Below are 22,523 nucleotides of genomic sequence, written 5' to 3'. Positions count from 1 at the left end.
TCATCCGGCCCTTATAGAAATTCACTTCAATAAATCATTATTTTTGTCGTTCGCTTCTTTGAGCGCCAGTTCCGGTGTGCTTGCTCCCAGCAAGCTTTTGGAAATGGCGATACCGGTGTTGTTTATAACTTCATTGATATTAGGCACTAACGGCAAGTAATCGGGGTTGCCGTTATTAATCGCTTCCAACATAACATCCTTGAATGTGCCGAACTTTTGACTAAATTCGGGGCTATTAATCGCTGTGATCGAAGTAATCCCGCAGTTGGGCTCCAGCTTCAAGGACTTTAATTGCTGCTCTTTGTTTGTTGCCCAAGACATAAATAGCCATGCAGCTTCTTTGTGTTTGCTTTCTTTGGATAGATAGAATCCGTGAGAATCAAGAGAAGAGCTTTTGCCTTTTAAAGACTGGGATTGAACGGGAACCGGGGCATACCCTACTTTTCCTACAATAGAGGACTCCTTCGGATCTTCGTTAAACGCGCCGTTCACAGTCGCATCAATGGTCATAGCCGCTTTTCCTTGCTGGAAAAGGAGCCTGTTCTCTTGCCAGCCAAAATTCGCTACGCCTGTCGGACCATATTTTCTCAGCAGATCGCTGTAAAACTTTGTTGCGGCAATGGATTCAGGGGAAGCGATTGCCGACTTACCTTTATCGTCAAGCCATTTTGCGCCGAAACCGCCAAGTATACCCGCCCATATATAAACAGCTTCGATCCCTTGTTGACCTCTGAGCGTGATTCCGGCAATGTCCCCATTTGTTTTATCGTGGATCGTTTTTGCCGCGTTCATTAAATCGTCGAAGGTTTTAGGTACTTGAATACCGTATTTTTCGAAGAGGTCTTTTCGGTACATGAAAAACGTGCTTTCGCCATAAACCGGAAGACCGTAATACTTGCCATCTTTCTTCATCATCTCGCGGTAGCTTTTCAGGAAATCGTCGCCGTTATAATTTTTGTTTAAAGAAGGGTTATCGATGTAATGGTTTAGCGGTTCAATATAATCGCCGTTCTGGAAGCCTTGTCCAAAAATCCAGTCGGCCATTACGATATCGTATCTTCCCGTTTTGGAGCTAAAATCCAATAATGCTTTCGGTGGAATGTCGCCTTCCGGGATGATTTCCAAATTCACTTTGATCCCTGTTTCCTTTTCAAACTCCGGCAACATTTTTTGCAGGGCGTTGCTGGTTGGATGCTGCTCCAGAAGGGCTGTTATCTCCTGGCCCTTGTATTTTGCGTTTTCCTGGCCGCTTTTGGCATTGTCCGACTGGCTGTTGTTGGAACATGCGGATACCAAGAGCATTGAAGCAACAAAGGTATATACACTCGCTTTTTTAAAGGTTCTGACCATTATTAACAACCCCCCTTTAATTAAACTGTTTGAACGGGACGACCGAGTTTAATCGATTCTTCGATGCAATTCGCGATGTGAACGGCGCGGTAAGCTTCTTCAACGGAGATCGGAAATGAAGCGTTTTCCTGAACGGCCGAAACGAAGGTGCTAAGCTCTTCCTTCATAATTCCCGTGTTCTTTCCGTATAAATCTACGCCGTATGCGGTATCCGGATAGGTGAAATGCTTATCGGTATGAACGACAACGTTTTGACTAAAAATATTGATGTTCACGACGCCTTGAGTACCTATCAAATCCAGTTTGGCATCGATTTCGGAGTAATGGTCGGGGAGTACCCAGCTCGTCTCGTAGGTTCCGACGGCGCCCGATGCAAATTTGAAGGTGCAGACAACGGCATCTGCCACATTAAATTGCTGTAAACGCTCTCTGACTTCTATTGCATATACTTCCACGATTTTATCGTTCAGAATCCATTCCAACACATCAATATCGTGAACCGCCAAGAACATGATGACTGAGGTTCTGCCCTTCAATCTCAAGCCATTTTGATAGGAATTGTTTCTACGCGCATGGAAGTGAAGCGGTTTGCCGATTTTCCCTTCTTGAACTGCTCTCCATGCTTGATAATAGCGGGGATCCCAGCGAAGGGTATGTCCTACCATCATCTTGATTCCCGATTCATTGACCGCATTCATGATGTCTTCTGCTTCGGCCAGGTCATCGGCAAGCGGCTTTTCGATCAGAACATGTTTCCCGTATTTGCAGGCAAGAAGGGCAAGCGTCTTGTGTTGATCGTCTGACGTGCAGATGCTGACTGCATCAAGCCCCGGCACGGCAAATAGCTCTTCCAGACTTTCCGCTGCCGTAACATTGTAACTTTCCGCAATCCTGGACGCATGCTCTTGAGCAATGTCATACACCGCTACCAATTCGGCGTTTGGCATTTCCTTATAAATCCGTGCGTGGGTTTGCCCCATGACTCCTAATCCGAGAACTGCGACTTTCAACGTATCCAAGCCCCTCAACCTCTCTCTTCTCCAAATGTAAGTGTTTGAAAATTGGTTACATTTGAATTGTACCCGGTTAAGGAATTTCGTCGGAATGAACATATCTAACGGAATGTTTCACAAATTGTATGAATGAATCCGCTTACATTCACTTTTTTCAGTATTCCCTTCACGAATTTTAGAATTTCCCTCGCACGTTCAATCTTTACGAGGCAATCTTGCAGCGTGATGAGCTCTATACTCTTTAGGATTCAATCCGGTTATTTTTTTAAAAATTCTGCCGAAATAGTTGACATTCTCATATCCTACTCGCTCAGCTATGGCATAACCGGGTAAATTGGACTGACGCAGCAGCACTTCGGCTTTATCAATTCGAATACGATTGACGTATTCAATAAAACCCGTTCCGGTAACTTTTTTGAATAAGTAACTTAAATACCCCTCACTGATATTCAACATCTTGGCTGCCTGCTTTAGCGACAAATTGGATTGGTAATTTTCCTTTATGTAGTCGATAAGATAACTGATATCCTCCCGCCCGCTGCCTTTAGTTGCCTCGCGCACCGCGGAGCAATAACCTTCAATCAGTTGCAGGAACCATTCCCGCGACTCTTCCCATGTTTCAAAGCGGATAACCTGATAGTAAAGAGGGGAGGCGTCCCCCATTTTCTGCAAAAGAGCATCGTTGTCCAGAAAATGGGCTGCCGTGAGGAAACAGTGCAGCATTTGAAGACAAACCTGAATGTAATGCTCAATCGGAAACACAATTAGTTTCATGCGCTCAAAACGGCCATGACGGCTTCCTGTATTGCAGCTTCATCCACTCGCTCAAGCTCGCGCATCAGCTTTTTCTCCTCTTCGCCGGAAAGCAGGGTGAACCCATGATCTTGCCGTGTGACGTTCTGCGGCAATGACAGATAAGTCTGCTCCGTACCATGGATAAAATATTGCTGCAACGCAGTTCTTGTCTGCCGATAAATCGTTCTTAGTTCAGAAATCGCTGTAAAATTGAGACTGACCCCAATGCTTATCGATGCATCTATGACCCGTTTGGCAGCAGTGATTAAGTCTTGACCGATCGACAACAGTATTTCGCTGTTTTTCGGTACGTCAAAGGGCAGGAGCAGCAGCCATTCACGTTCATGCATAGTTACGTACAGACCGTTCGTCCATTTTTGCAAATGCATGTCAAGGAGATGCAACAGCGTGACATCCCCCGATGCTGGCTTATGATGCTGCCCATAAGCATGCAGACGCACGGTCATCAAGTAGTTGTATGCATGCAAAATTTCTTTCGCCATATTCTCCTCATCGCGAGAGAGGCCGGCGTCCGTTCCCGTTTCGTTACCAAGTAGCTTCCGAACGATACGGGCAAAGCTTTGTCCTGCAGAATCGCCGGCTGCAACCTGTGGGCCGGAATCTCCACTCTTACGCTCTTCCGCAATGCGAAATGCGATTTCCGATAAAATTTGAAGCAACTGCTGCGGTTCGAGGGAAGCTTTCAGCATATAATCATCCGCACCGAGCTTCATGGCCCTGCGAACATAATCATATTCGTCATGGCTGCTTAAGACGATGATATGAATATTAGGAAATTTGCATTTGACGGCTTCGATTAATTCTAGCCCATCCATATTGGGCATGATGATATCTGTCAACACGATATCGGGGTTCTCACGTTCGATTACCGCCAAAGCTTCCCGTCCATCCGATGCATCTCCAACATATTGGAAGCCGTGCTGTTCCCACGGTATTACAGACCTTATTCCCAACCGCACAATAATTTCATCCTCGACAAGCATAACTTTAAGCATCGCTTATCCTCCTACTGCAACCATTTTTCTCGGCAAAATGTATTCCACCGTTGCTCCTTGCCCTGGGACACTGTCCAATGTGATTCCATATTGCTTGCCATATTGAAACCGGATACGATCATGCACATTCTTGACTCCGATACTTTCCGCCTTTTCCTGGTCGGATTCTTCAGACAGCCAGCGGCGAATTTGATCCAGCTTAACCTCCTGAATGCCCATCCCGTTATCCGTAACGATGATGCGTAATTCGCCTTGAACGCACTTGGCCTGAATCCGGATATATCCTTTGCCTTGTAAAGGCTCGATGCCATGGCGAATACTATTTTCGATAATAGGCTGAAGCATGAATTTGATGACCTCAGCATCCATGAGGTCGTCCGGGATGTCATACTCTATCGTTACTTTTTCGTTATATTTCATCTTCATCAATGCTACGTAATCTTCCACGTAAGCGATTTCCTGTCGAAGTGTAACGAAGCTTCCTTTTTTTCCAATGCTGCCTTCGATAATGCCCGCCAAACGCGAAAGCATTTGGCCTACTTCGTGATCGTTTCGGATATATGCCATCCATTTGATATTGTTCAATACGTTTAGAATAAAATGAGGCTTGATTTGCGCTTGCAGCGCTCGAAATCGCATGTTTTCCTTTTGCCGATACTCTTCCTTAACACGCTTCAACAACTCTTTGATTTGACCGAGCATCTGGTTATAACTGGCAATCAAAACAGAGATTTCTCTAGGTCCGGTCATGGAAAGCTCGTTGTTGAACTGCTTATTTTCCGCTTCCCGCATTTTTTTTCCTAACAGGACCAACGGTTTGGATATACTGTAGGAAATGAACAGAGAGATGACGATAAAAATGGCGAATATGACTGCCGCGGTAATGATATTGCCTTTGCGGATGTCGAGAATTTCCTTGAAAACCTTATTGTAGGGATTGAACTGAAGAATGACCCATCCCGTCTGACTTAATGTATAGTAGTTGATGATATACGATTTGCCCGCTTGATTGACCACGAGCTGGCCGCTTGGCTTTTGCGCCGCGCGAACCGCCTCCAATTCTTCTGACTTTATTTGGCCTAATTTCGATTTATCCGGGCTGGAAATCACGGTACCTGTCGAATCGACCAGGTATACGTCACCTTCCAGCTTGGACAAATTTTTCCCGAAATCTTCTTCTGCCGCACTGAAGAGGATGAGACCGAGGTGCCGGCCGGTTTGCACGTCCATAATGGTTTTAGCCAATGAAATAATGGGCTGTTTATAGGCAAACGTATAATTGGTTTTGTCGAACACCCATATGCTTTTGTTGGGATGAATCATCAATTCTTTGTACCAATCGGAAGCCTGAATCTCCTTGACCATATCGTTTTCCGTATAACGAGAAGTAAACAGAAATCCGTGAAAATCCATAATCGCCTCAAAGGCGGTATAGTTATAGCGCGTTCCCATTAATCGAGCCTTTACTTGCTGGCTCTCGTATTCGCTAAAAGTACCCGGATTTTTCAGCAGTCGTGCAATATCGGGATTGGCGGAGATGTCGATGGTCGATTTGAACATATCCTCAAGAATCGTTTCCATATTCATTCCTGCCAAAACCAAAGCTTCTTGGGTCGAACTGCCGATTCTTCTTTCAATGGCGTGTTCTAAAGGCTTGTCGAATATATAGAAACTCAAGAGAAACGGGATGATGAGAAACACGAGAATCGAAAAGAAGATTTTGTTTTTGATGGAGGCTCGCTTGGAAGCGAGTTCAACCGAATGTGAGTTCATGATACGCGCCTTACCTCCTTCACTTTTAGCCATATTAAAGCATAAATATTCATGCATTCAAAGCTACCAGTCTTGATCGGGGTAGCAGTTACCACATTCTTAACAATGTGCTGCCCGAAGTGGTCATCCCCAATTCCTTCCGGATCGTAAGTGCCCTAGAAGAGGACTCGCTCTCATGCGAGCCCAAAATCTGGGATATGGTCTCTCCCGAAGGGATCAGTTTTTGAAGAGCTTCTCTCCTATTTTCACTTTTAACCTGTCAACGCACCAGCGGTACATACTCGTTGGCGGGGAATATCCGCGACCGAATTCACACGTAAAGTATGTGTCCTCTGCTGCCGGCTCTGAGATGATAGAAGGTAGAGTTTTTTTCGATCACTTGAGTCCCATAATAGCTTTTCATACACGGGCATCTCTTCTAAATGGACCGACCATTGATGGGCTGACTAACGCCATAGGGCGCCATCGGGTTTTCAAAGAATTTCTTGAAAAGAAACCCCCGGCCGTCCAAAATGTCCCAGATACGCATCTTCTAATCGGTAGGCTAATCATGACAAGATCGGCGAGACAGACGGATTGGCATCAGCTTAGCGTGACAAGATCGACGAGATCGTCTTGTTGAGAACTTAGCCGCCTCGCCGAGCGAACTGCCCCAGCGCGGTTGGTGACTTGGTCACGGAACGTCGGCTCACCTCCTGGTAAGGTAGAGAAGCAAGACATTTATCTCAAACAGGAGGACCGCTATGACTCGCCTGCTTCAACCGGGGATGACCGCCCCCGCATTCCGCACATTGGATCTGTACGGCAATGCCGTATCGCTTGATGATTTTCGCGGCCGCAAAGTGCTGCTCGCTTTTTTCCGCAATTCCGCCTGCGCGTTATGCAATTTGCGGGTGCATCATTTTATCGGCCGTAATCCGGACTGGCAGCGTCTTGGAATGGACGTCGTTGCCGTCTTCGAATCGCCTGAAGCCAGCATGCGATCCTATGTTGGCAGCCAAAACGCCCCGTTCCCGCTTATCGCCGATCCGAGGGCGGTTTTGTACGATCTGTACGGCGTAGAGACGTCCGAAGAGAAGTCGCAAGCGACGATCTCAGATCCGGCTACCCATACGTTAGCCGCACAGGCCGCTGCCGCCGGCTTCGCGCTGACGCCCGAGGAAGGCTCGAACTTCCACCGCATTCCCGCCGAATTTTTGATTGATGGGCAGGGGATCGTGCGAATCGCGCATTATGGCCGCCTTATCACCGACCATCTGCCGCTTGAGACGATCGACCGTTTCGCAGCGGGCGAATGACGCCACGCGGCAGCGGCAGCCGCTTGCGATTTGCCGAAAACGCGTTGCCGCATCGGAGCAATGCATGCCGTCCATTTGGACGCGCGCGTTTACCGGCGTTAAGCCAGCTATGCAACGCCCTGCATATTGTTCGCCGTTACTCCTCCTGTTTAACGCCTCGGCGTTAGGCTGGCTATGCGACACCCTGCATCCTGCTCGCCGTTACCCCTCCAGCGCCCAGTAGGGGAATCAGCCTAAGTATAGGCGCAGCTCATATTGCAGCAAAAAAGGTAAGAGATCTGCCGCGGTTTCGCGGGTCTCTTGCCTTTTTTCACGGGGATATGTTGCGGTTCATTTCGGACGTGCTACACTGGAGGAAGAATTGCCCAAGCAATGTTCAAGCATTCCAAGCTTCTATTTTACCAAATCGAGGTGTCGTTCGTTATGCCGCAATCGTCAGCGCTCTCCATTCGCAAGCTCGGCCAAGTGTCCGTCCCCGTCAAAGACGTCGCCCGCGCCGTCGTCTTTTACCGCGACGTACTGGAGCTGAAGCTGCTGTTCCAAACCGGAAACATGGCGATTTTCGAGCTGGATGGCCTGCGTCTCCTGTTCTCCGTCGCCGAAAGTCCGGAATTCGATCATCCGGGCTCGGTTTTGTATTACGATGTGCCGGATATTCACGCAGCCTATGAGCTGCTGCGCAGCCGGAACGTCGAGTTTCTCGGCGCGCCGCACGCTGTCGGCAAGCTTGGCGCGACCGAAGTGTGGATGGCTTTTTGCCGCGATACGGAAGGCAACGTGCTGGCGATCATGAGCGAGGTTGCGGTGTAGCTGCGGCGCGCGGGGCCGCCGGGGCGTTTTGCCGCGCTTTATGAACTTCACATCAGGAAAGAGAGGAATGGGATCGATGCCGGTCTATATCGCGCTGTTACGTGGTATTAACGTAGGCGGCAAAAATATGATCAAGATGGCCGAATTGAAGCGCTCGTTTGAAGGTATGGGTTTGAGGAGTGTGCAAACGTACATACAGAGCGGCAATGTTTTGTTCGTATCGGAGGAAGAGGAAGCTGCGCTGCGCACGCGGATCGAGCAAGGAATCGAAGCGGCTTTCGGATTGAAAGTCACTGTCGTTTTGAGAACGGCTAATGAGCTCGAAACCGTTGCCGCGAACTGCCCGTTCTCGGCAGAGGAAATCGCCGCGGCGGAAGCAACGTGCGTTGGAGAGTGCTTGCATGTCGCCTTTTTGCCTGAGCAGCCTGCGCCGGAAGGAGTTGAGCGGCTGACTGCCTATCAAAGTGACAACGATGAATTTCGGATTGCCGGCCGCGACGTGTTCCTTTTATTCCGTAGCAGCATACGCAATTCCAAGCTTGCCGCCAACATTCACAAGCTGGGCGTCCCGGCGACGGTGCGCAACTGGAATACGGTAAACAAGCTCGTCGCTTTGGCGAATACGATCGAGGCCGGTGTGTAGGCAGTGTGCCGCGAGGCAGCCTTTTACAAGGTAAACGGGGGCGCAACGTCGGGTTCTAACGGGCCGATTGGGGAGGACACATGATCGCATATAACATTTGCTTCATTCGACAAGGGAACAGCTTCCTGCTGCTCAACCGTGAGTTTCCAAGCTGGATGGGATGCTGGAACGGCGTCGGCGGCAAACTCGAAAAGCACGAGTCGCCAAGGCCATCCATGATCCGCGAAATCGGCGAGGAGACTGGCCTGTCGGAATCCGAGTATCGTTTGGAGTATAAAGGGCTCGTGTCATGGACGGTGGACCGCCACCGTTTCGGGGGAATGTATCTGTATGTAGCCGGCGTTTCGGAAGATGCCGAGTATCGCACTCCCGTGAAAACGGCCGAAGGCATTTTGGACTGGAAGGCGATGGAATGGATTTTGCATCCGGACAATCGCGGGATTGCTGCGAGCATTCCCGCCATCATGAAATACTTGTTTGAACCGTCGCCCTATCATCATCACTGTACATACCTCGATGGAAAATTGGCCGCTGTCTCGTCGGAAGCAATCGATGCGGCGACTGAAGATAGCGTGAAAATGGAGGAGTACGTGAAAAGTTTCGAGTTCAGCCATGCGGTAAAATAAGGGCTGGACTGGACGGGTGAGGTTCCGGCTGTGCCATCGTCCACGGGCAATGGTCCTTGGTCTTGATGCGGTACAGGTGAGGGGGACTGATTCTTTAGGAACCGATCATGCCAAGGGTAACCGCCATTTGGAGGCGGTTTTTCTTTTTGTCTGGGCAATGATGGACGACCGAGACAAAATATGGAATCTGACGCAATCTGGCTGATAGCTGCCAGGTTCTCTAATCAAGGAATCTGCTGACGCTGTTGTGGAGCGTTTTGCGAAAATTTGGTCCATTAGCGCCCCCCGTGACTGCTTAGAACAGAGCAACGCGATAGGTAATCGCAATTTCAACATTACCCTGCCATTCGGTCACAATTCTAACTCCGATTTTCCATGAATAGTATGGTATGTAAGTTGCCCGATACTTCTTCAACAAAAAAAGGAGCAGCAATGGCGCCGACTCCTCAAATAATCGTTCTCCTTACTTATACTGATCGTGGCGGCGAACCACTTACGTTCCGGAGCCTGCAACCGCCCATCGGGTGAATCTTCCCAGTCCGCCTGCTGCCGAATCGCACCTATCGACTGATTCCGATATTGCGGTCAATCACTGAATAATCCTGAATTGCCGTGTCGTCGGCAAAACCTGACAGTTTGCGGTTTTTGATCCTTGGCGTTCCGCCAACGATCCAAACATACAAGGCCGCTAAAACTATGAATGCTGCCGATAAATAAAGCCCGGTTGCCGGTATGTTCTTCAACAGCAAAACCCCTTGAAAAATCTGTAATACCACACTTATGCCTACTAAAAAGTAGAGATTGCGCGGCTTCATGCGGAGCATAGATTTTTCATAAAGCTCAGGGTATTTTTTCGGCAATTGTGTTGCTGCCAGGACAGGCAGGACACTGTTTATCAGGTACAATCCAAGTCCCATTTCCGTCACGGATTCAAGCGATACGCCAGTGACCAAGGGAATTAATCCGACAAGATAGAAGATAGAAAGAAGCCAGTGAGGGGTACCGAATTTTTTATTTACAGCTCCAAGACCTTTTGGCAGCCAGCCATCGTCGCAAGCAATCAGAAAGCCCTTCGTAACCCAAGATAAGGTAGAATTTAGCGTCGAAGTAATGGCAAACATGGAACCGCCGATAATAAAGAACAGAAATAACGGGTATGGAAGTATTTCTTTCGCAACATCGGTCAGATGCTTCCCCGCAACCTGCGCTATCGGCAGTACGCCGGACGCAACGGCGGCCATAAAAGCATATATTACGGCGACTCCGGCTGTAGTGATAATGATAGTTAACGGAATATCCCTCTTGGGGTTTTTCATCTCGCCCCCCAACTCGGCAACGATACTCGCCCCTCCGGTTGCAAAGGAGACAAGTCCCGTAGCCGTTAAAAAGCCCCCCAGTCCGCTTGGAAACATTTGCGACACAGCGAGAGCATCCCAGTGAATCTTAGGTACACCCCATACGATGAAGACAGCAACGGCAATAAGCTTCACAACGACGAGCACACCTTCCGCGGAAGCCGCAAAACGAACACCGAACAAATTTACAACGTAGCAAAGGGTAAGTATCAGAATTGCAATTAATGTGAAATTAACTGCAGGGACTAGGGCTTGGAAGTACTTGGCGAAAGAAATGGCGTAAGTCGCAAGAGTCAAATTAGCAATTAAAAATATAAGCAAAAAGAAAAATCCTAGCCTCGGAGACAGCAGCCTGCTGGTGTATTTATAGGCCCCTCCCGTTGACGGGATGGCAGCACCCATAATGGCCGTCGGCAAAGTGGTGATCAGCGTTAAGATTGCAGAGAGGACGAATGCAGGGGTGACGCCGGTTCCCGTCAGCGCAATGGCGATACCTGTAAGGGACATCACTCCCGCACCGATAATTTGTCCGATAGCCATGAAAACAACGTGCCTTAAACTAAGTTCTTTCTTCAACTGAAATTCCGCATTCATTTTCTTTCCTCCCCAAAAAGAGTAGTCGATATTGTAAGCGTTTTCAATTTGATTTGTATTTCCGGTAGATGATGTGTACCTACTGTCAGATTTGCCGCGTCAGAGCAATCAATTGTTCAACACTCGGAACATCGCCCGCATCGGTGCCGTAATGGACATATTGGATCACGCCCCCTTCGTTTATAATAAAGGCAGCCGGGAGCTGCATCTCATTTCCTTCGTATTTCCCATGCTGGATGCCTCTGATCCGAATCTCTTCGAGCTTCTCCATAAGCGCCGGCGAGCCCAATTCCTCCTTGGATCCGGCAGCGCCTACATCATATAACCTATATAGGCTTTGAAGGGGATCGCAAATGATCGTAAAGGGGATATCCTCCTGGTTGACCTGCTCCCGAATCGTTTCCGGGGGACTTTGCAATACGACGAACACCTTGACGTTATTCTCGATGAATTGGCCATAGCCTTCAATCAGCTTGGCGATTTGCAGTTGACAAACGGTGCATCCATAATATCTGAGGAAAAGTAAAATATTTTGACGCCCTTCCAATTGATCATAAAATCGTAGACCAGAACTCCAAGCAGTTGAATAATCAAAATCGTGCGCCTTGGCTCCTACGGATAATTTCATTGCTCGCACCTTCCCTTTTATAAAATTGGACTAGCTTTAAACACGCTTTTAAGTGAGACTTCCGCCTTTCCGCTATATTGGGAGGCTTGTCGGTCTAGTGCAATCCGGCCAAAAGGATTAAGAAACCTATTGGCGAATGGCTCAAGCTGTATAATAGCCTTCCAATTCCCGCCAATCGCTGACAACCTCGATTTTTTCTTCCTGCGTCATGCGCTCCGGTGTAATTTCTATTCTGTCAAAAATGGGCTTGAGCAGGTTGACGAACGAAGCTCGCCAATGTTTATTTAGGATAGGACATGGGCAATTCGTTCTAAGGCCGTCTTCAATACGGCTCTTGGCGTAGCAAAGTTAATGCGCATGAACCCTTTTCCCTCATCCCCGAACCAGGTGCCCTCGTCAAGCACGACGTTCGCTTCCTTCATCTTCTGAACCAGCTCTTCTTGGCTGGCCGCAGCTTCTCTAAAATCCAACCAGGCCAAATAAGTCGCTTCGGGTTTGATCAGCTTAACGTTCGGCATTCTCTCGCGTACAAACGACTCCATGAAGGAGAGATTCCCTTTTAAATACGAGAGCAATTGGTCAAGCCATTCGGCTCCTCCTTCGGAATAAGCAGCCGTCAAGGCTACGATCCCGAACACGTTGGCCATGCCGATGGCCGATTTCTGGAGCTCTTCATCCAACTTTTTCTTGATTTCCGGATTCGGCATTATGATATTGGATGTGGATAATCCTGCTAAATTGAACGTTTTGCTAGGCGCCGTACAGATGACGGCGTTATTGGCGAACGCTTCGCCTAACCTTGCATACGTGAAATGGCTGCTGTCATTCAGCATGAAATCCTGGTGAATTTCGTCCGATATGACGATAACGCCGTGACGATTACATATTTCGCCAAGCGCACGAAGCTCATCCTCACGCCATACACGTCCAATGGGATTGTGGGGATTGCACAAAATAAACAGCTTGGTTTTTGGGTCCTTCGCCTTTTGTTCGAAATCATCCAGATCGAACCGGTATTCCCCGTCCTCAAATCGCAATCCGTTATTGATTACGACACGGTTATTCTTTTCCGTTACGTTTTTGAACGGATAATATACCGGCTGCTGAATGATGACATGGTCGCCTTCCTCAGACAACGCGCGAACCAGAAAGCCAAGTGCAGGAACGATGCCAGGCGTCAGCGTGACCCATCCTGCCGGATTTCCCATTGATGCCTTGTTTTCATCCACCACTTTAAGGCGTCAAAATAAGGGTCAAGCGGCATGCTGTAGCCGAAAATGCCATGCTCCGCCCGGTTGAGCAAAGCATCCACAACCGGCCGCGGGCTTCTGAAGTCCATGTCCGCCACCCACATCGGAATAAAGTCTGCTTCGGGTTCCGCGCCGATCAGTTTCTTTAATACTTCCGGCTCCCATTTTGCGGCGTTTGTGCCGGTTCGATCAACGATTTCGTCAAAGTTGTACTGCATCGGCTATCTCATCCTCCGTTTCTTATAATCCATACTTTATTTGTGGGCAATAGCCTCAATTTCTACAAGCGCATCCATCGGAAGTCTCGCCACTTCCACGCAAGCCCGAGCCGGGTAATTGTTTATGAAATACTGCTCATATACGGCATTAACGGCTTGAAAATCATTCATATCCTTGATGTAAATGACGGTCTTGACGATATCGCTCATCTGCATGTTGTTTTCTTGAAGAATCGACTGGATATTATCGAGCGATTGTCTCGTCTGTTCGCTGATGCCGGCCTGCAGCTTACCGCTTCCCGGATCGATAGGCAATTGACCGGAAATAAACAGGAAACCTCCTGCACCGACCGCTTGGGAATAAGGCCCTATCACTTTAGGTGCCTTGTCTGTCAGCACGATTTGTTTCATACCTTTAGCTCCTCTGCAATTAATTTAGGATTTCCAGTTGAATCCGTAATAACTTTTTAACATGTTGCGACATAATCTGCGTTATGATAATTTATTATTACCATGATTTTAATTTATTCTATTCTTTTTGTAAACGCTTTATTTCTTCAAAGTAGAAAAAAATTTATTATTGTGATAGTTTGTTCTTATGTCATCAATGCTTATGGAATTTACGGAAAATTGGTTTAAAGGAGGTTTTCTTCTTGAAAGGGTTTTTCGATCGACACAAGTTATTCGTTGATTTTCTAGCCATGGTTCTTGGGCCGAGTCATGAAATCGTCTTGCACGACCTTGAAAATCTCGATCACTCCATCGTAGCCATAAAGAATAACCATATAAGCGGCAGGAAAGTCGGCGATCCCGCAACAGATCTGGTGCTGAAAATCTTGAATGACAAGGAAATGCAAAAGAAAGAATTCGTTTACAATTACAGCGGCTACTCCAAAAACGGCAAGCGGCTGCGCTCGTCCACGTACTTCATCCGTAATGAAGACGGGCAAATCGTCGGGATGCTATGCATCAATTCCGATATGACGAATGTGTTGAAGTTCATGGACTCTTTGGCCGAATTCATGAACATCCAGGACTTCGAAGCGTCCGATCAAACCATCTCTGAAAATTTAAGCTCGTCTATCGAGGATTTAACGCTGACATCCATCCAATCCATTCTGAACAGCAAGTCCGTTGAACCTGAACGCATGACACAGGAGGAGAAAATCGAAGTGGTTTCCGAACTGAACCAGAAGGGAACTTTCTTGTTGAAAGGTGCCGTAAGCGAGGTCGCCAAGCATTTGAAAACGTCGGAAGCAACCATCTATCGCTATTTGCAAAAATTGAAATAATGTTAAAACGCCGCGCACCCGATCTTTCGGTGCGCGGCGTTTTCGTTTTTTTATGTTCCTTTAAACTAGAAGCCCCCCGCTCAAAGCCTCGTGACGACAATCGGCCGCCCCTTCGTGATGATGATCGTATGCTCATGCTGCGCGGCGAAGCTGCGGTCGGGCAGCCGCATCGTCCACCCGTCCGGCTGCTGCACCGCGTAGCTTGCGCCCGTCGAGAGAAAGGGCTCGACCGTAATGACGAGACCTTCGTGCAGCACGCGTTTATCGTCTTTGCTGTAAAACGGCAAAATTTCCTTCGGCTCCTCATGCAGCGCTTTGCCGACGCCGTGGCTGCACAAGTTGCGGATAACCCGATAGCCGCCCCGCTGCGCCTCTGCCTGAATCAGCCGGCCGATTTCATTTACTCGCACATCGGCCCGCAGCTGCGAGATAACCTTCATCATTGTCGTGTACGTATACCGGCACAACCTGGTCAAAGCCGGGGTATGCGGCGGCAGCTGGAACGAGTGCCCGGTGTCGGCGTAATAGCCGTCCATTTCGGCGGAGACGTCGATGTTGATCAAGTCTCCCGGCCGGATTTTGACGCTGCCCGGTATGCCGTGCGCAATATCCCGGTTCAGGCTGATGCACGTATGCCCGGGAAAGCCGTACGCCGCCTTCGGCGCCGATACCGCCCCGCAGCTCTTCAAATAACGCCCGCCGATCTCGTCCAGCTCCTTCGTCGTCATGCCGGCGCGCGCCTTCTTTTTCATTTCCTGCACGGTACGCGCCACAACGGCGCCGATCCGGCGAAGCCCTTCAACGTCTTGCTGCGAATTAGCGGTCATCGCCAATATTCCCCCTTTTTGCGAATAAGTATTCGTTAACGCCCTGTATCAAGCATCTGCCCGTAACTCTGCATCTATCCATATCATATGCAAGGAGAACCAAATCGAACAAATGGCAGCGCTCCCTCTCGCCGGGCAGCCATCGGACATCCGTAAGGCGCATACGCTGGGAAGGATGATGTACTAAACTGCTAAAAAGCCCGGGGAGGCGCACTGCCATGCGCTCCCCGGGCTTTCGCTGCCGCTCAGCCGCTTATTGCTTAAGGTCGAGACGAACGTCGCGTCCGTCGTCCTGGACGGAGATCGTTTTGCCTGCCGCCTTTTGGTCGTTCACGTATTTCACCCATGCGTCAAGCATGATCATGCCGTCTTTCCAATCTTTTACTTCGCCGAACACGGTGAAGCCGTCGCCTTGGCCGGTGGCCATAAAGTCGTTCGTCGTCACCGAGAACGTGCGGCTCGTGTTGAACTTGCCGTCAACGTACACCGGCGTGCCGTCGGTCAGCGTAATCGATACATATCTGTCGCCTGCCGGCCGAGTCGCGTCCCACTTCACCTTCAAGCCGGAGAACTGCAGCGCCGGCAGCTTGGAGTATTGATCCGAAACCTCGAGCGCGGCTTTGATTTGCTGCGCCGTCATCGTGCCGGTCCGGTCGTAGTTGCCGAACGGCAGCACCTCGAACATGTTGCTGTACGTCATGTTGCCCGCGTCGATATCCGAACGAAGCCCGCCTTGATTTGTAAAGGCGATATCGGACTTCTCGGCTGCACGCATGGCGTCGGTTACCGTGGCGCCCATCGGCGTCATGCCGTCGCGGTCCACGTTGCCGTTGACAGCGAAACGGAACGATTTGGTGCTGATTTTCTCGGCGGCGACGCCTTCCACTTCGTTCGCTTTGGCCGAAATTTTGGCTTTGTAATCGGCGACAATGTTATGTACGTCCTGATCCGCCGTCGTCAAATTCGTATAGGTCTCCAGCAATCCGGCGTTCGACGACACGACCTTTTTGCTGTCGCGGTCTACGTACAGCTGAATGTGGCCAACGGCATACAGCCAGCTTTGCGCTTCGATCACCGGGATTCCGTTAATGATGCCCGACACGCGGCGGTGAGAATGGCCGCCGACGATGGCGTCCAGCGTTCCTTTGCCGGTGCCGTTTGCCAGCTCGACCATCTCGCCCATAATTTCGTTCGTCTTGGCGTTCTGATCGCCAGGCAAATGGGACGTTACCATGACGATATCGCAGCCCTGCTTGCGCAGCTCGGCCGACAGCTCCTTCGCCAGCGGCACCGGATCGCGGAAGTCGAGACCTTCGATGTTCGTCGATTTCGTCGTCGTTTTCGTCACCGGGGTAGCGAAGCCGATAATGCCGATTTTCAGGCCGTCGCGCTCGATGATCGTATAAGGCTGCGTCCATTCTACGCGCTTGTTCGTCTTCTCGTCGTAAATGTTGGCGCCGAGTATCGGAAACTTGGCGTTCTTGATGTTATTGATGAGCACGTCCCGGCCGAAGTCGAATTCATGGTTGCCGATCGCCGCCGCATCGTAACGAATTTGCGCCATCGAATCCATGACGGACTGGCCGTTCGTCGTATTCGAAATGAGCGTTCCTTGCCAAGCGTCGCCGCCGTCAACGACGACGGTCGCCGTCGGGTTGACCGCGCGGAAGTCGTCGACGATGCCGCCCAGCGTCTCGATGCCGCCCTGCTCCTGCTGGCGCTTCTTATCGTAGCCGACTTCGATATGGCCGTGAATGTCGTTGGTAGTGAGAATGTCGATGCGCTCGAACAAAACCGCCTTCAGCGCCTTGGCCGCTTCGTCGCGCGATACGGCTCCGTTCGGGTCGAACGTTCCGTCCAGCTTCGGATTAAACAAGCCGGCGAGCACCGCATAAGCGACATACGGGCGAGCCCACTCGGCGATGTCTGAAGCGTCCTTGAAGTAGCCCAGCACCTTTTCGTTCACTTTCGGCTTCGCGCCCTTATTCAAGGCGGAGGCGACCATGACCGCCATCTCTTGGCGGGTAACGGCTCGTTCAGGCTCGAACAGCCCTTTTTCGTTCCCCTGTACGATGCCTGCCGAATAGGCGCTTGCTACCGCCGCCTTCTGCCAGCCGGCCAGATCGGAGAACGGCGCTGCCTGCCCTGCAGGCTTCAGCTTCGCGGCGCGGGAGATCATCGTCACGAGTTCGGCTCTCGTGGCCGGTTGCGAGCCGTGGTAGTCGGTATCGTTCGGGTAGCCGTCGATAGCGCCTTTGGCCACGGCAAGCTGCATGTCGGTCAGCTGCGCGGCGGCCGGCTCGTTGTACGTCGTGTAATCTTCGGCGGCCATAGCGGCCGGCGCGAGCAGCGACACGGACAACGCGGCGGTGGCGGCAAGGACAGAGAGCTGTTTCTTGAATCCTTTACTTTTCATGGTACGCCTCCCTATAATTCTATGAATTGGTAATTGAACCATAGTCAATTATACTAGGATCATAGAGAGGCGTACATACCATCATGAGGTTCCGCTGAAAAAAATTTTGTCAAGCCCCGATTTAAAACGGCGCAGGCGGCAAGGACGAACCCTGCCGCCTGCGCCGTTTTTGCGCATGCGCTTGTCTGCCGTTCAGTGATGAGGGTCACTAACCGCGTATATATTTTTTTACCAACTGTTCTGCCTTCGCTTTCCCCTCGTCGGTAAAATAAACCGATTTTGCCCGCGTGCTTCCGGAAATAAGGCCTTCCTCCCCAAGTTCATTTAAAACATCAAAGGGGTACCCTTTCCAACTCCGAAGGTGCTTGCCGGAAGCTTCATCCTCCGTCCATGAAGTCAAGTATAAGAGCAGCAGCGTTAGTTCTTTAATGTTCTGCTCCAGCTGATCGTCGTCCGTGCTCATGAGACTTCGTCAACCCTTTTCGTGTATGGTGGCCAGCAAATTTTATGCTGAACGAGAGGTAAGGAGCCGTTGCATTTTATCCAATACATTTTCCAATTTGTGAAATACCGCTATTCCAGCAGTGGATTCTATACAATGAAAATTCCCTATGCGCCGTCAAAGCGATGACTAACCTGCCTAAAGAGTGGAGTTTTTCCAATGAAGATACTTTGATCGGGATGCCATACTCAATCCGTTGTACAAAATCCAGTCTTCTTCGCAGCCCCAAGACCACCCGCCTCCAAAATGCGATTAACTTGAACGCGTTTGGCGGAGGCGACGCTCTCTCATTAAAAGTATCCTGCTATGTGCCTACTACCTCCTGCTTGCATTACTGCCCCTGCACCGCTTTAGCGGCCTGGGCAGCGTGCGCCGCCTGCCGATTGCGCCGTTCGACGTGCGCGGCGTAATCGAAGCGGGCGCTGCCCATGAGCATGGCGATGACAACGCCGATCGCGGCCGTCACCGTCAAAAACCAAAATCCCGTATGAATGGCGTCGACAAGCGAGCTTTTCAGCATCGTCATGACAGGCGCCGGCACCTGGCCCTCGGCATGAAGCAGCACTTGCGGATTGGTGAATGCGGCCAGCTTCTCTTGCGGCAAGCCGAGCTTCCCGGCTCCGGCAGCAATGCCGTCCGTCATATGGCGATTGACGATCGCCGCCATGATGGCCGAGCCGAGCACTCCGCCGACGCTGCGGAAAAACGCTACGGTCGAGTTCGCCACCCCTTGGTAGCGCTCTTCGACTGCGGTCGTGACCGCCGTCTGGGCGATCGGCATGAGCACGCCGATGCCGACGCCGAGCAGTATCATATCGAAGCGCACCGTCCAGCGGCCGACGTCGAGCGGCAGCGTCGTCATGACGTAAACGCCTGCTCCGGCCAGCACCATTGACAACAGACTGCAAGCGCGCCACGACAGGAAGCGCATCAAATTGCTGCTGATTGCGGCGCCTGCCATGACAGACAGCATCATCGGAGTCAGCGCATTGCCGGCGTCGCTCACGTCGCCGCCCATGCCGCCTTGCACGAACAGCGGGATATAGAGCAGCGCGCCGAACATGAGAATGCCCTGCACGAACGTTACGGCCTGAGAGCCGGCAACGGTGCGGCTGCGGAACATGCCGAGCGGCAAAATAGGCTCCGCTGCGCGATGCTCGACGAGCAGGAAGGCGATCAGGGCGATGCCGCCGGCGGCAAACAAACCGACGATGGGCCAGGCGGACCACGCGTAGTTGACGTTGCCCATTTTTAGCGCCAATAAAATCGACACGGTAGCAACAACGAGCAGCAGCGCGCCTGCATAGTCGATCTTGGGCTTGGCGGCACCCGGTGCGCGCCCCGCTTCAACGAGCGACCAGCTGATGACCGCCAATGCGACCAAACCGAGCGGAGCGTTGATGTAGAAATTCCATCTCCAATCAAAATGGCTCGTGATGAACGCCCCGATCGTCGGACCGAGCACGGAGGAAAGCGCGAGCACGCTCATGAACATCGCCTGGAAGCGGCCGGCCTTCTCCATCGGAATGAGCGTGAACAGCATCGTGAACGTGTTCGCCATCAGCATGCCGGCTCCGATCCCTTGAATGCCGCGGAAAACGATGAGCTGCTCCATCGACTGCGACGCTCCGCACAGCGCCGAACCGACCAGGAAAATGAGCAGTCCCGCAAGGTAAAACCGTTTGCGGCCATACAGGTCGGACAGCTTGCCGACAACCGGCATAACCGATGTCGAAGTGAGCATATACACCGTAAACACCCAGGAGATATGCTCAAGGCCGCCTAGCTTTTGGACGATCGTCGGCAGCGCCGTCGACACGATCGTCTGGTCCAGCGACGAGAGAAACAGGCTGAGCAGCAGCGCTCCCAGCGTCCAATACAATTTGCGCTGATCCATACGGTTCACTCCGTTTCATAAAGTAAAGTGATGAACAATCAAGCACGTTAACGTTTGATCCCGCGAAGCAAAATCGCCATGACGTCGTCGATCAAAGCGAGAGCATCCGCTTCCGTGAGCCGGCGCCGGGCGAGCTCGAACATCGCCCCGGTAATGCCGCCCCAGAACGTCTGCGCAAGCAGCACCGGATCGGTGGCCATTAGCGCTCCGCCGGCAATGCCCTCCTCCATCGTGCGATGCAGCGGCTTCTGAATGTTCACGATGAAATCATCCATGACCGCCTTCGCCTCGGCGCCGAACACATGCGGCACATCCATCTGCAAGTTCATGTAAAGGCGCACGAAATCAGGCTTCACTATAGCGGAGTGCATATAAACCGGGCATACCGGTCAAGCCGCTGCAGCGGAGGCTCGCCTGTCAGAAGCGTCTGGCCGACGAATTGTTTGGCCTCGTCGAAGTAGTAGTGAAACATCGTCTGAAACAGCTCGATTTTATCTTTGTAGTAGTAATAGACGAGCCCGCGCGCCATGCCTGCTCGCTTGGCGATGTCGCCTACCTCGGTCGCTTGAAACCCTTTCTCCAAATAAACCTCGACAGCTGCTCTGCGTATTTGGGTGAGACGCTCTTCGCGGATTTTTTCGTTTTGCTCCTTCGTACGGGGGGACATGTCGGGAAAAGCTCCTGGTTTCGTTTTGACTTATACGTATGTCAACTAAAAATAGTATATGTTTTGACTGACACGAATGTCAATAAACATTTTAGGAAGACTCGCCCATTTTTATACGTAAGGTTGCCGAAAAAAACAGCCCCAATCCTTTTACGGATTGAGGCTGATCTTTAAGCCGGACTGAATAATCTGGCGTGCTTGCCGTTCGGCGGCAAGGCATGTAGCGACGGCTAGCAGCGATCATGATGTCTCTTCGCAGCGGCCGCTAAATCGTCGTAGATGATGGCTGGCAATGCTTAACGGATTACGCCGCCTTTAAGGCGGGGCAGTCCGCTAGAATTCCCGTCCGGCGCTTTTGTCAGTCCGGTTCCGCGGCGAGGCATGCAGCGACGGCTGACAGCGATCACGATGTCCCTTCGCAGCGGCCGCTAAATCGTCGTAGATGATGGCTGGCAATGCTTAACCGGATTACAGGAGTTGATTTACGCTGGCCTTAGGACGGATGCAAGCTGCTAGGATGCCCGTCCGGAGCTTTTGTCCGGTCCCTCAGTTCTCTTCTGCACGGCTGTCCAACAGACGCTCGAGCGTGCCGAGCTTATTGGGATTGCGTACCATGTAAATGTGCGTGCAGCGGCCGCCCTCCTGAACGGCGAATAGCATGACGGTCGGTCCGTCCGGCGTCTCTACAACGAGGCCATGTTCTCCGCCTACAATTGCCGGACGTACAACCGCAGCCGCCCCGAATTTGACTGCGAGCCCGGCCAAAAATGCAAAGACGCGCTCGCGCCCGACGATCGGCTGCAGCGCAGAGAGGCGTTTGCCGCCGCCGTCGCTGACAAGCGTCGCTTCCTCGCTCAGCAAGCCGATCAGCGCTGCCATATCGCCGGTCGCAGCCGCATGAAGAAACTGCTTGACGATCGTGCGGTTCATCTCCGCATCGGCCTGCACGGCCGCCGGCTCCGCCTGCACTTTGCGGCGGACGCGGCTGTGCGTCTTGCGGCACGCCAGCTCGGTTTTGCCGACGATGCCGGCGATGTCCCGGTAAGAATAGCCGAACGCCTCGCGCAGTACGAAAACGGCCCGTTCCAGCGGCGAGAGCTTTTCCAGCATAACGAGAAACGCGTAGGAGACGGTTTCCTCCAATAGCGTTGCCTCGAGCGGGTCGCCGCCCGGCTGGGCCACTTGCTGCACGAGCGGCTCCGGAAGCCACGGGCCGACGTAAAGCTCCCGCTTCTTGCGCGCCGACTTCAGCAAATCCATGCAGCGGTTTGTCACCACTCGGCACAAGTAAGCTTTCCAATTGTGCACGAGGTTGTCGCCCGGACCTGTAGCGCCAGTGGCCGCATCCGATGCTGGCCGCGCATCCGATCCCGCTGTTGCCCGCAGCGGGCCGTTGCCGTACGCACCGGCATCCCCGGCGGCTTCATCCGACGCCGTCGCTTTCCGTAGCGCCGCATCGCCGGCCGCCGCCGCATGAACGGCGGCAAACGTCTCCTGCACCATGTCCTCCGCGTCGGTTGCCGATCCGAGCAAGCGATACGCTATAGAGAACA

The 22,523-nt window shown here is 51.4% G+C and carries 22 protein-coding genes; 5 read left to right on the top strand and 17 right to left on the bottom strand.

Features of this window, described 5'->3' with window-relative positions:
- Positions 1-21: 21 nt before the first annotated feature.
- From SD70_RS01775 to SD70_RS01755, 5 genes are all read right to left on the bottom strand, one after another.
- Positions 22-1,350 carry an ABC transporter substrate-binding protein gene (locus tag SD70_RS01775; RefSeq protein ID WP_197080904.1) on the bottom strand — a complete coding sequence of 443 codons (1,329 nt, stop codon included), beginning with the start codon at positions 1,348-1,350 and terminating at the stop codon, positions 22-24.
- A 20-nt stretch (positions 1,351-1,370) separates the two neighbouring features.
- Positions 1,371-2,369: a Gfo/Idh/MocA family protein gene (locus tag SD70_RS01770; RefSeq protein WP_197080903.1), complete on the bottom strand. Its 999-nt coding sequence runs from the start codon at positions 2,367-2,369 to the stop codon at positions 1,371-1,373.
- A 189-nt stretch (positions 2,370-2,558) separates the two neighbouring features.
- The gene (locus SD70_RS01765) at positions 2,559-3,137 is read right to left on the bottom strand and encodes a helix-turn-helix domain-containing protein (RefSeq protein ID WP_041045041.1); all 579 of its coding nucleotides are present in this window, start codon (positions 3,135-3,137) and stop codon (positions 2,559-2,561) included.
- The gene (locus SD70_RS01760; protein WP_041045039.1) at positions 3,134-4,174 is read right to left on the bottom strand and encodes a response regulator; all 1,041 of its coding nucleotides are present in this window, start codon (positions 4,172-4,174) and stop codon (positions 3,134-3,136) included. Before SD70_RS01760 ends, SD70_RS01765 begins: the two co-directional genes overlap by 4 nt.
- A 3-nt stretch (positions 4,175-4,177) precedes the next feature.
- Positions 4,178-5,947 carry a sensor histidine kinase gene (locus SD70_RS01755; RefSeq protein WP_052486952.1) on the bottom strand — a complete coding sequence of 590 codons (1,770 nt, stop codon included), beginning with the start codon at positions 5,945-5,947 and terminating at the stop codon, positions 4,178-4,180.
- Positions 5,948-6,690: 743 nt separating this feature from the next.
- Between SD70_RS01755 and SD70_RS01750 the strand changes: the two genes are divergently transcribed.
- The 4 genes from SD70_RS01750 (at position 6,691) to SD70_RS01735 (ending at position 9,324) form a co-directional block, all read left to right on the top strand.
- Positions 6,691-7,245 (top strand): peroxiredoxin family protein, encoded by a 555-nt coding sequence (locus SD70_RS01750; RefSeq protein WP_052486951.1) that lies wholly within the window; start codon positions 6,691-6,693, stop codon positions 7,243-7,245.
- A 372-nt stretch (positions 7,246-7,617) separates the two neighbouring features.
- A complete protein-coding gene (locus SD70_RS01745; RefSeq protein WP_331436708.1) occupies positions 7,618-8,055 on the top strand; it encodes a VOC family protein in 438 nt (145 codons plus the stop codon).
- A gap of 67 nt (positions 8,056-8,122) precedes the next feature.
- Entirely contained in the window at positions 8,123-8,698 is a 576-nt protein-coding gene (locus SD70_RS01740; protein WP_331436707.1) for a DUF1697 domain-containing protein, read from the top strand.
- Between the two features lie 80 nt (positions 8,699-8,778).
- Positions 8,779-9,324, top strand: a complete 546-nt coding sequence (locus tag SD70_RS01735) for an NUDIX hydrolase (RefSeq protein WP_041045037.1) — start codon at positions 8,779-8,781, stop codon at positions 9,322-9,324.
- A gap of 560 nt (positions 9,325-9,884) precedes the next feature.
- On the opposite strand, the gene SD70_RS01730 is transcribed toward SD70_RS01735, so the two are convergent.
- From SD70_RS01730 to SD70_RS01715, 5 genes are all read right to left on the bottom strand, one after another.
- Positions 9,885-11,273: an APC family permease gene (locus SD70_RS01730; RefSeq protein ID WP_041045035.1), complete on the bottom strand. Its 1,389-nt coding sequence runs from the start codon at positions 11,271-11,273 to the stop codon at positions 9,885-9,887.
- 85 nt (positions 11,274-11,358) lie between these two features.
- Positions 11,359-11,901, bottom strand: a complete 543-nt coding sequence (locus SD70_RS01725; protein WP_041045033.1) for a redoxin domain-containing protein — start codon at positions 11,899-11,901, stop codon at positions 11,359-11,361.
- A 284-nt stretch (positions 11,902-12,185) separates the two neighbouring features.
- Positions 12,186-13,109, bottom strand: coding sequence for a MalY/PatB family protein (locus SD70_RS01720; RefSeq protein ID WP_197080902.1), 924 nt, complete (start codon positions 13,107-13,109; stop codon positions 12,186-12,188).
- Positions 13,079-13,369, bottom strand: coding sequence for a hypothetical protein (locus SD70_RS36690; protein WP_197080901.1), 291 nt, complete (start codon positions 13,367-13,369; stop codon positions 13,079-13,081). The genes SD70_RS01720 and SD70_RS36690 overlap by 31 nt, the downstream gene beginning before the upstream one ends.
- A gap of 36 nt (positions 13,370-13,405) precedes the next feature.
- Positions 13,406-13,780 carry a RidA family protein gene (locus SD70_RS01715; protein WP_041045031.1) on the bottom strand — a complete coding sequence of 125 codons (375 nt, stop codon included), beginning with the start codon at positions 13,778-13,780 and terminating at the stop codon, positions 13,406-13,408.
- A 242-nt stretch (positions 13,781-14,022) separates the two neighbouring features.
- Between SD70_RS01715 and SD70_RS01710 the strand changes: the two genes are divergently transcribed.
- Positions 14,023-14,661 (top strand): helix-turn-helix transcriptional regulator, encoded by a 639-nt coding sequence (locus SD70_RS01710; protein ID WP_231570981.1) that lies wholly within the window; start codon positions 14,023-14,025, stop codon positions 14,659-14,661.
- A gap of 80 nt (positions 14,662-14,741) precedes the next feature.
- Here the strand turns inward: SD70_RS01710 and map are convergent, their stop codons facing one another.
- The 7 genes from map to SD70_RS37420 form a co-directional block, all read right to left on the bottom strand.
- Positions 14,742-15,488, bottom strand: coding sequence for a type I methionyl aminopeptidase (gene map / locus SD70_RS01705; protein ID WP_041045029.1), 747 nt, complete (start codon positions 15,486-15,488; stop codon positions 14,742-14,744).
- Between the two features lie 253 nt (positions 15,489-15,741).
- The gene (locus tag SD70_RS01700; RefSeq protein ID WP_041045027.1) at positions 15,742-17,904 is read right to left on the bottom strand and encodes a 5'-nucleotidase C-terminal domain-containing protein; all 2,163 of its coding nucleotides are present in this window, start codon (positions 17,902-17,904) and stop codon (positions 15,742-15,744) included.
- Between the two features lie 208 nt (positions 17,905-18,112).
- Complete coding sequence (locus tag SD70_RS37425) at positions 18,113-18,367, bottom strand: DUF6429 family protein (protein WP_041045025.1); 255 nt, start codon at positions 18,365-18,367, stop codon at positions 18,113-18,115.
- A gap of 370 nt (positions 18,368-18,737) precedes the next feature.
- Complete coding sequence (locus SD70_RS01690; RefSeq protein ID WP_052486950.1) at positions 18,738-20,303, bottom strand: MDR family MFS transporter; 1,566 nt, start codon at positions 20,301-20,303, stop codon at positions 18,738-18,740.
- Between the two features lie 47 nt (positions 20,304-20,350).
- Positions 20,351-20,632 carry a hypothetical protein gene (locus SD70_RS01685; RefSeq protein ID WP_156157837.1) on the bottom strand — a complete coding sequence of 94 codons (282 nt, stop codon included), beginning with the start codon at positions 20,630-20,632 and terminating at the stop codon, positions 20,351-20,353.
- A 26-nt stretch (positions 20,633-20,658) separates the two neighbouring features.
- Positions 20,659-20,970 carry a TetR/AcrR family transcriptional regulator gene (locus tag SD70_RS32710; RefSeq protein ID WP_052486949.1) on the bottom strand — a complete coding sequence of 104 codons (312 nt, stop codon included), beginning with the start codon at positions 20,968-20,970 and terminating at the stop codon, positions 20,659-20,661.
- A 546-nt stretch (positions 20,971-21,516) separates the two neighbouring features.
- Complete coding sequence (locus tag SD70_RS37420; RefSeq protein WP_269432400.1) at positions 21,517-22,515, bottom strand: sigma factor-like helix-turn-helix DNA-binding protein; 999 nt, start codon at positions 22,513-22,515, stop codon at positions 21,517-21,519.
- Between the last annotated feature and the right edge of the window lie 8 nt (positions 22,516-22,523).

The sequence above is a fragment of the Gordoniibacillus kamchatkensis genome (assembly GCF_000829455.1).
Taxonomy (GTDB): domain Bacteria; phylum Bacillota; class Bacilli; order Paenibacillales; family NBRC-103111; genus Gordoniibacillus; species Gordoniibacillus kamchatkensis.
This window is presented reverse-complemented; position numbering and strand designations above follow the sequence as displayed.